The sequence below is a fragment of the Streptomyces spiralis genome, assembly GCF_014654675.1.
Taxonomy (GTDB): Bacteria; Actinomycetota; Actinomycetes; order Streptomycetales; family Streptomycetaceae; genus Streptomyces; species Streptomyces spiralis.
The window spans coordinates 1-8747 of the sequence record NZ_BNBC01000049.1 but is presented as its reverse complement, the minus strand read 5'-3'; the positions used below and the strand labels follow the sequence as shown (position 1 = coordinate 8747).

8 protein-coding genes and 3 pseudogenes are annotated in these 8747 nt (G+C 69.2%); 7 read left to right on the top strand and 4 right to left on the bottom strand.

The window, feature by feature from the left end:
* Positions 1-11: 11 nt before the first annotated feature.
* Positions 12-1094, bottom strand: a complete 1083-nt coding sequence (locus tag IE318_RS35505; protein WP_189906972.1) for an ABC transporter substrate-binding protein — start codon at positions 1092-1094, stop codon at positions 12-14.
* A 505-nt stretch (positions 1095-1599) separates the two neighbouring features.
* Between IE318_RS35505 and IE318_RS35500 the strand changes: the two genes are divergently transcribed.
* The 3 genes and pseudogenes from IE318_RS35500 to IE318_RS45570 all read left to right on the top strand — a co-directional run.
* Complete coding sequence (locus IE318_RS35500; RefSeq protein WP_189906970.1) at positions 1600-2385, top strand: IclR family transcriptional regulator; 786 nt, start codon at positions 1600-1602, stop codon at positions 2383-2385.
* A gap of 488 nt (positions 2386-2873) precedes the next feature.
* Positions 2874-3944: an LLM class flavin-dependent oxidoreductase gene (locus IE318_RS35495; protein WP_229903962.1), complete on the top strand. Its 1071-nt coding sequence runs from the start codon at positions 2874-2876 to the stop codon at positions 3942-3944.
* A 70-nt stretch (positions 3945-4014) separates the two neighbouring features.
* Positions 4015-4137 (top strand): annotated as a pseudogene (locus IE318_RS45570) (aldo/keto reductase); the annotation flags it as partial.
* Here IE318_RS45570 and IE318_RS35490 read toward each other — a convergent pair.
* Both IE318_RS35490 and IE318_RS46405 read right to left on the bottom strand, forming a co-directional pair.
* Complete coding sequence (locus tag IE318_RS35490) at positions 4134-4706, bottom strand: helix-turn-helix transcriptional regulator (protein ID WP_229903972.1); 573 nt, start codon at positions 4704-4706, stop codon at positions 4134-4136. The pseudogene IE318_RS45570 and the gene IE318_RS35490 overlap by 4 nt on opposite strands.
* Positions 4697-5029 carry a hypothetical protein gene (locus IE318_RS46405; RefSeq protein ID WP_189906966.1) on the bottom strand — a complete coding sequence of 111 codons (333 nt, stop codon included), beginning with the start codon at positions 5027-5029 and terminating at the stop codon, positions 4697-4699. Before IE318_RS46405 ends, IE318_RS35490 begins: the two co-directional genes overlap by 10 nt.
* Here IE318_RS46405 and IE318_RS45560 point away from each other — a divergent pair.
* Positions 4980-5261 (top strand): annotated as a pseudogene (locus tag IE318_RS45560) (transposase); the annotation flags it as partial. The gene IE318_RS46405 and the pseudogene IE318_RS45560 sit on opposite strands and share 50 nt — an antisense overlap.
* A 19-nt stretch (positions 5262-5280) precedes the next feature.
* Here IE318_RS45560 and IE318_RS35480 read toward each other — a convergent pair.
* Positions 5281-6231: a DMT family transporter gene (locus IE318_RS35480; protein ID WP_189906964.1), complete on the bottom strand. Its 951-nt coding sequence runs from the start codon at positions 6229-6231 to the stop codon at positions 5281-5283.
* 38 nt (positions 6232-6269) lie between these two features.
* On the opposite strand from IE318_RS35480, the gene IE318_RS35475 reads away from it, so the two are divergent.
* The 3 genes and pseudogenes from IE318_RS35475 to IE318_RS35465 all read left to right on the top strand — a co-directional run bounded on the left by IE318_RS35475 (position 6270) and on the right by IE318_RS35465 (position 8418).
* Positions 6270-6428 carry a hypothetical protein gene (locus IE318_RS35475; protein WP_189906962.1) on the top strand — a complete coding sequence of 53 codons (159 nt, stop codon included), beginning with the start codon at positions 6270-6272 and terminating at the stop codon, positions 6426-6428.
* Between the two features lie 10 nt (positions 6429-6438).
* On the top strand, positions 6439-7335 hold the full coding sequence (locus IE318_RS35470; RefSeq protein WP_189906960.1) for a LysR family transcriptional regulator: 897 nt from the start codon (positions 6439-6441) through the stop codon (positions 7333-7335).
* A 216-nt stretch (positions 7336-7551) separates the two neighbouring features.
* Positions 7552-8418 (top strand): annotated as a pseudogene (locus IE318_RS35465) (aminoglycoside phosphotransferase family protein).
* Positions 8419-8747: the final 329 nt, after the last annotated feature.

Sequence of the window (8747 nt, the reverse complement as noted above, 5' to 3'; positions counted from 1 at the left end):
ATGGCGGGTCCTTAAGGGTGCGTGCGGGGTGAGGACGGGAGGAGGTGCGGGGAGGCGGCTTCGTCGTGTGCGGCCGGGGAAGGTGCGCTGTCAGCGGCGGCGAGGCGGAGGCGGGCGCGGCTCAGTGGCTCGGGATCCGCCCAGGCCCTTACGTCGACGTGCTCCGGAAGGAAGCCGTGCGCGCGCAGGGCGGACTCCTGCTCGGCGAGCAGGATGAGGCGTTCCTCCGACAGATCGGGGTGGAGGGTGCGATGGGTACCGGACCGGTACGCGCCCAGGACTCCCTCGCTGCCCGCTCCCGTTTCGGCGCCGAGAATCCGCGCGACCTCCTCCGGCTGGTCCGCGGCCCAGTCGGCGGCGCGCAGCAGCACGGCGAGGAAGCGGTCGACGAGGTCCGGGTGGTCGTCGAGCAGGCTCTGGTGGACGGTGATGGGGCGCGGTGTGCCGTTGTTCACGCGGTGCCTTCGGTCGGGCAGGTCGTCGAGCTCTACGGCGACCTCGGCACCTGCCCGCTGTGCCGCCTCGACGGCCAGGGCGCCCTTGACGTACACGGCGTCGACGTCGCCGCGCACGAGGGCGGCCAGCTCGGCGGCCCACTGCCCGCGATGGCCGTCGGCCGGTACGTCGACGAGTGCGGCGTCGTCCAGGGTGTGTCCGGCGGATGCGAGCGCGCCCTGGAAGCCGCGCAGCGCCATGGCCCGCCAGAAGTCGATGGGGACGGGGTGCATCGGCACCGCCAGGCGCAGCCCGCGCAGTGCGTCGGCGCCACGGACGCCGGATCCCGGAGCCACGAGGATCGTCTGGCGTTCCTCGATCCAGGTGAGTCCGATCAGCCGCGTCTGCTCGCCCCGTGAACGTGCCCACAGCGCCGGTACGTTGCCTCCCTCGCGGAAGAGCGCGGGCAGGGAGTGGGTGTAGTGGGTTCGGCGTATCTCGGCGTCGACGTCGGGTGCGGCGTCCTGCAGGGAGCGTACGGCGATGCCGTCCGGCGCGAACTCGGCCGCGAGCCAGCGCCGGTCGGCGGCGATTCCGGTGGCCGTGGGCACGGGACAGCGGGTGTACCAGAGGGTGTCGGGCACAGGGGCATGCGTCATGTGGTCTTCCCGGGGTGGGAGGGAAAAGATGAGGTGAGGCCGCAAGGGGCCAACCGCGCGGCACCGCGTGGCCGAGCGGCGCTTCGGCCGACAGTGCGGCCGGATCAGCTGCGGACGGACGGGGCGGCCGACGGTGGCGGCCCGGACCGGCCAGGGGCGGCCAGGACGTCCTGAGCAGCCGGAGGGATCAGAGACAAGCAGCGCTGAAGACGCGCCCCAGGTCGATGTGGCGGCGCACCGTGAGGCTGCAGGGCGCGGGCGGAACGGAAGCGGCGGTAGTCATCGCGCTGCTCCCCTCCGGCCGTCAGGACATCCGTCGGACCGGGCGGCCGACGGCGACGAACGCAGCCTGACACGGGTTCAGGGACCCGAGCAAGCCGCTTCCCACGATGTGGGAACCAACATGAACGGAGTGTTTCAAAGCCCAATTCAGCCGCTAACAGGGTGCCGTAATGTGGGAATCATGAGCCCGTTCAAGGCCGATGGGCAACGGGAGAATCCAAGGATGACTCAGACTTCGGCAGCACGTTCGCCCTCCGGTGCGCAGGCGGTGCAGCGCGCCCTGGACGTCCTGCACTGCTTCCACGACAACGCTCCGGACCTCAGCGCTTCCGAGCTCGCGCGACGACTGAACCTCTCCACGTCGACGGCGCACCGGCTGGCCCGCACCCTGCTCGGTGCCGGCTTTCTGGAACAGGACGCACGGACCGCCCGCTACCGGCTGGGTCCCGCCGTCACCGAGCTGGGACGGCTCTCCTACCACCAGCGGGGCCTGCACCTGGCCGCGCCCGAACTGGCCGACCTGGCCCAGCGCACAGGTGCCACCGCCGACCTGGCGCTGCGCAGCGGTCCGCACGCGGTGATCGTGGCGGGTGGTTCCGTCACACCGAAGGTGGGACTGCGCAGGCCGCTGCACTCCACCGCGCTCGGCAAGGTGCTCCTCGCCTGGCCCCGGCCGGGCGAGGGCGGCCCTGAGTCGCTACCGCCGCTGCCCGCCTTCACGGACCGCACCATCGTCGAACCTGCTGCTCTCGCCGCCGAACTGGAGCGGGTGCGCGTCGCGGAGTACGCACTCAACGACGGCGAGTCGGCGTACGGGGTGCGCACCCTGGCCGTACCGGTGCTCGACCACATGGAGTCCGCGCGCTTCGCGCTGGCGGTGCGCGCCACCCCGGACGTGATCACGCATGACCGCATGTCCTGGTTCCTGACCCAGGCCCGTACGTGCGCCCGCGCCCTGGAGATCCTCCTGCTGCCCCCGTCCGAGCGCAGGAACCCGGCCACGGCTTGACGTAGCAGGCGTGGTCGTCCTCGCCCTCCATCTGCCGACGTCAAGGCTACCGGGGCTACAGGGTCTCGTTGACATTCCGATCGATCACACAGAGACTCGACCACATGCCTGAGGTCCTGCTCCTTACCAGCGAGCGCTGTGTCGACCTCCTCCGCGTGTCGAGCGCACAGTGTTGATGCTGCAGTCCACTCTGCGCTGCGCCGCCGCCCAGGCGCCGCCCAACAGCCTGGACTCCTGAGGCCTGACGTCCGGCGTCTGGCGTCTGGCGTCTGGCGTCTGGACGCGATTCAACGCGGCGGCCGCGCTTCTCGAAATCAAGGTCGATCAGTCGGCCCCCTGACACATCAGTCGTACGGACCCGGCCTGCCCACAGCTGAGGCGCGTCGGCACGCCTGCCGACGTGCGTTTCCGTGCCCGACTCCCCCAATTCCTCATAACGGCCTCCGCCCGGCGTCGCGCCGGTGCCGGCCTGTGCAGCGATCGGAAGCATGATGAACCTGGAATTCCTCTGGTACATCCCCAACACCGTCGAACCGGGCCATCGCGGCGACGACACGACATCCGGCTGGGGTTCCATCGAGTACTCGACCGACCTTGCCCGTAATGCAGAAGACCACGGCTGGGGCGGCGCCCTGCTCGGCACCGGATGGGGACGCCCGGACACCTTCACCGTCGCCACGGCCCTGGCGGCCCGGACCACGACGTTCAAGCCCTTGATCGCGATCCGCCCCGGCTACTGGCAGCCGGCCAACTTCGCCAGCGCAGCAGCAACGCTCGACCAGCTCAGTCGTGGTCGCGTCCTCGTCAACATCGTCAGTGGACTGGACAATCCCGCCGCGTACGGCGACACCAACGTCGAGTCCACGCAACGGTACGCACGCACGCAGGAGTTCCTGCATCTCGTCCGGCGCCTGTGGACCGAAGAGAACGTCACCTTCAACGGCGAGCACTTCCAGGTCACCAGTTCCACGGTCGCGCCACGCCCTTATGTCAGCGACGAGCGAGCGCATCCGACGCTGTATTTCGGCGGCGCGTCCGAGGCCGCCGAACAGGTGTCCGCGGCCGAGGCCGACGTTCAGCTCTTCTGGGGCGAGCCGCTCGACGGAGTCGCCGAACGCATCGACCGGCTCAAGAGGTTGAGCGAGCAGGTGGGCCGCAGGCACAAGCCGCTGGAGTTCGGGCTGCGGATCACGACACTGGTGCGCGCCACCACCGAGGAAGCGTGGCGCGCCGCCGAGGAGAAGGTCGCGAAGATGGCGGCCGGCACGGGCAAGGCCACCTGGACGGGGAACCGCAGGACGGCGGTCGGGCAGCAGCGGCTCTTCGATCTCGCCGAGCGCGGCGAGGTGCTCGACACCTGCCTCTACACCACGCCTGGCAAGTTCGGCGGCGGTGGAGCGGCGACGACCTGGCTTGTCGGCTCCGCCGACGACGTGGCGACGGCGCTGAAGAACTACCGCAAGCTCGGCATCACACACTTCGTGCTGTCCGACACCCCCTACAAGCAGGAGATCAGCCGCATCGGCGACCAGCTGCTTCCGAAACTGCGCGAGCGGTGAGTCCGCGAGCTCTGAGTGTCACCCCTTGCTTCCACAGTCTCGACAGCAACAGCAACGGCACGCATCCGACATGACGACCTATCGCACCCTTGGCCGTACCGGAGTGAAGGTCAGCCCCTTGACCCTGGGCGCGATGAACTTCGGCGCCTGGGTCAACCCCGACCACGACGACGCCGTCAAGATCATTCATCAGGGTTCGGTGGGCCGCCGCCTTCGACCCACCTGGGCGGCGGGGCGGTAGAGGGCAGCCGTGCGGCATGCCGCCTCGGCGAGGTCGTCGCGTGCCTCGACCGGATCGATCACTTCGACGTCGGAACCGAAGCTGAGTTGGCGGCGCCGGGCCGCGGCCGGTGAGTTGAAGTGGAGTACGAGGCGGTGCCGGCCCCTGTCCGGGTCCCAGGTCGCGTGGTCGGTGACCGTGGTGTCGCCGAGGATCTCGGGCAGGGCGGCGAGCCCGGCCGGAGTGAGGTGGACGGTGACGGGCAGCTGGTCCAGGCTCGCTTCGAACTCGGCGCACCACCGCGTCCAGTACTGCGCGAGATCGAAGTCGGCGGCCCTGGCGAAGGAGTCCGGGAGGATCTCGGCGTCGGTGACCCGTGCGGCCCGGTAGGCGCGGATTCCGCGGCTGCGGGCGATCAGGTACCACCCGCCTGCCATTGCGACCAGCCCGAGAGGGTCCACTCGCCTGGTGGAGGGGCTGCCGCCGGAGCGCTGACGGGTGACGCGCAGCTGCCTGTCCTGGCGTACGGCATCTACCAGCACCGCGAGCTGCGGCACGAGTCAAACGCGCCACCGGCGAGGCGGCCGAAAAGCTCGGCGAGGCTGGGCCGGATGAAGAGCCCTACTGGATCTGCTACTTCGACGAAGCCGAACTGGCGGGCGTCACCGGCGGCCGCCTCCTGGACCTGGCCCGGCAGAAGCGGGAGCATGCCGAGGCAGCCGCGGAGTCCATCCACAACGCCGTAGCCCCTCGGGGCCCGGAAGCCGGACGCGGCCACGCCCTCGACGCCATTGGCCTCGCCGAGTGCCACTTCCCGGGCCGCCGGGATGCGCGAGTACGCGGCCGCACACGACTGGTTGACCATCGTGCAACTTCCTCGTATGCATCAGACCTGAATCCGGTCGAGGGCGTCTGGTCGCTGTTACGGCGTGGCCCGCTGGCCAACACCGCCTTCACCGACGACGAGCACCTCGAACGCACCCTCCGCCGGGGGCCTGCGCCACATCCAGGTCCGCCCCGACCTCATCGACGGCTGCCTCGCCGGCACCGGACTCACACTCGCCCACCGGCCGACAACAACCCGAAGAGCTCAGTAGGAGTTCTGAAGGGCCGACATCAACGCCCCGGACTGATGGATGTGTGTGGCGACAGCGCGGCCGGGGCCGGTTCGGACCTCTCTCGGCGGACCATTCCGACGCCGATCAGCACCACGGCCATGCCTGCCGCAACGCGGAAGCTGACGTGCTCCCCGAGCACGATGGCGCCCAGCAGCACGGATGTGACCGGTAGCAGGTAGCCGACAGTGGCCGCATTGGTCGCACCTTCGTCCGCGATGATCCGGTATGTCAGGTGAAAGGTGATGCCGGTGGCGAAGACGCCCAGGACCACGACGGCGACGACAGCCGCAACCGTCAGGTGCACCTGAGACAGGCCGCCGGCCGGCAACGTCGGCGTGGTCAGAACCGTCGCTGCGATGATCTGGGCCGAGGACAAGGAGACGGTGGGGATGCCTCTTCCGACGAGCGTCCTGCCCATGAATGCGAACCCGACGGCGTAGCTCGCCGCGGCAGCGATGATGGCCAGCGCACCCCAGCCGACGCTCCCGGTGGTCCGCCAGGGCGCGAAGATCACCACAACCCCCGCGAAGCCCACCCCCAAGCCCCCCAGGCGCGTCGAGGGCATCCGGCGCTCCGTTCCGATGGCGAGCCCGATCAACACCGACCACAACGGCGTTGTCGCGTTGAGCACGCCTGCGACGCCCGAACTGACGGTCCGTTCACCGATGCTGAACAGGCTGAAGGGCAGGGCGTTGCAGAAGAACGCGGCCACGAACAGGCGTCGCCACATCGCCGCACCGCTCGGCAGCCGCCGTCGTTCTCCAAGACACAGAGCCAGCAGTGTCATCGACGCCAGAACGCATCGGATCACTGTGACTTGAACCGGTGAGAAACCTTCCAGGGCGACCTTGATCCACAGGAACGTCGACCCCCACAGCAAAGCGAGGACGCCCATCCTCGTCCAGGCCCACGCCCTGTTCCGAAGATCATCCACGATTCTCACCACCATCGCAGTAGCTTTGGGCCCTGTCGCAAGGGGTCGGCGGCATGACACTCCTCAAGTCATGGGCGGCACTCGCAAATGTCACCCTGCCCGAGGCGGAACGAAAGGAAAAGCACGAGATCATGAAGCTGCTTTCAGCAGAACTTAATCGTCGAGTGCCTGCCGCCCTGAAGCACAACTTGACTTCTGGCGGAATCCGTTAAGACTTGCTTCATGCTAGATGTGCGACGGCTGCAAGTACTGCGCGCCGTGGTCACCAGTGGCTCGGTGACCGCTGCCGCCAACCACCTCGGTTACACGCCTTCGGCGGTCAGCCAGCAGATCTCGGCGCTGGAGAAGCAGGCGGGCGTGGCCCTCCTCGAGCGGATCGGGCGCGGTGTACGGCCGACCGCCGCAGGGAAGCTGCTGACCGAACACGCCGCCACCATCGGCAGGCATGTGGCTGCCGCCGAGACGGCGCTGGCCGACCTGCGCGAGGGACGCACGGGTCAGTTGACGGTCCGTTATTTCGCCACCGTCGGCTCGACCTTGCTGGCTCCCGCACTGGCCGACCTCCGGGAGAGGTTTCCCGGCGTCCGGATCGATCTGCGCATGACGGACCCTGACGACCCGCTTCCCGAGGTCACCAAGGGGCACGCCGATCTGGCGATCGTGGTCAGGGCGCGCGGCACACACCATGAAGGCGTCCAACTGGTGCACCTGCGCGACGACGCGTACCGCGCCGTCCTGCCCAAAGGACATCGCCTGGCCTCGAAGCGAGTGATCAACCTGAGCGACCTGGCCGAGGAGGCATGGGTGGGCAGCGAGACCCCCGGCCCGTGCCTCGACTCAGTGGTCAATGCCTGCGCAGCCGCCGGCTTCAGTCCCGACTTCGCCGTGGAGAGCGGGGACTACGCCACTGCGCAGGGCCTTGTGGCAGCCGGCCTCGGCGTCGCCCTGGTCCCCGAGATGGGACTCGCCAGCCGTCATCCGGGCGTCACCGTGCTCAAGGTGCGCAACCCGGAGCCGATCCGATCGATTCACGCCGCGGTCCGCACGCCCGTCACGGGCCAGTCCGCGCTGGAAGGCCTCCTGGCCGCGCTGACGCAAGCCGCCTGCCCGGCCTTGTAACCGCCCGTGAACGAGCGGGATCAGCCGCACGGAATCCCGGAAGGCGAGCGGATACGAGAACCGTCGTCGATCGCGGCGATGTGTTGTTACAAGCCGGGCGCCGACGGGTCGAGGTGCCGTCGTCGAGCCGGACGGTTCCCTCGTTCACGTGGGTCACCGCCGTGCCGACCCTGGTGACCCACGGCTGGGTGTTGCTGACCGCGCTGCTGAAGCCGGATGCCGGTCGAGGTGCTCGCCAACGGCTGGGACAACCTTGTGTGTCGGCTTGGCGAGGAGTTCCTCCTCAGGTTGCCCCGGCGTGCCATGGCCGCCAGTCTCGTCGCGCACGAACAGCGTTGGCTGCCGGAGTTGGCCGACCGCCTGCCGTTGCCTGTGCCGCCACCGGCGCGTGTCGGGACGCCCACGGCTCACTACCCGTGGCCCTGGAGCGTCGTGCCGCTTTTCCAAGGCCGGATCGCGGCCCGATCGGAGCCCGACGACCCCTGGTCGGCCGCGGCGACGCTCGGCGGTTTTCTGGATGCGCTGCATGCCCCAGCTCCTTCGGCGGCGCCCGTCAACCCAGCTCGCGGGATTCCGCTGGCCGAGCGGGCCAAGGGCGTTCTGACCGGGCTGGCACATGTTGACCCGGCCGATCGCGCCATCGCAGTGCAGGTCTGGGAAACGGCCGCCGCTGCGCCCGTTTGGGACGGGCCGCCGGTGTGACTGCACGGGGACCTGCACCCGGCCAACATCCTGGTCGACCGCGGCCGAATCGGCGCAGTGATCGACTTCGGTGACATCACCTCCGGCGATCCCGCCACCGACCTGTCCGTGGCCTGGATGCTGTTCACCGCGGAACAGCGTGCCCCCCTTCCAGGCGTACGGCCGCGCGGACGATGCAACCTGACAGCGGGCCCGCGGGTGGGCGCTTGCCCGGTCCCTGGTCTTCCTGTCGCACGCGGCGGACAACCCACTGATGCGTGGCATCGGCGAGCGCGCATTCCGTGCAGTGCTGGAGTAGCGGACGGCCTCCAGGGTCTACCTAGCTCCGTTTCGCAGCCCGATGGGCGCCCGGTTCGGGATGGCGTGGGGTCCGCCGGGTGATCAAGATGGTGAAGGAGCAGGGCAAGTGACTGTTGCGGGTCTTGTCCGGCGGTGTCGATGACGATGTGCTCCCGGTTCCACGGTTCGTAGTCGCGGTCGAGGACCTGCTGCCAGTCGGGCAGCGGCAGGTCGGGGATGTCGGTCGATCGCGTGGTCACGCGCTCTCGGTGCTCGTCCGGGTCCGAGCAGAAGACTTCCACTTCGACAACGGGGACAGCCGCCTGGCTCCCCACGCTTTGCCAACTGTCGCGGTTGACGTGCTCCCTGGCCTAAAGTCCAGGGATTCCGGCCTGGGTCGTCTGACCCTTCCGGGGGCTTCCTGCTTCACC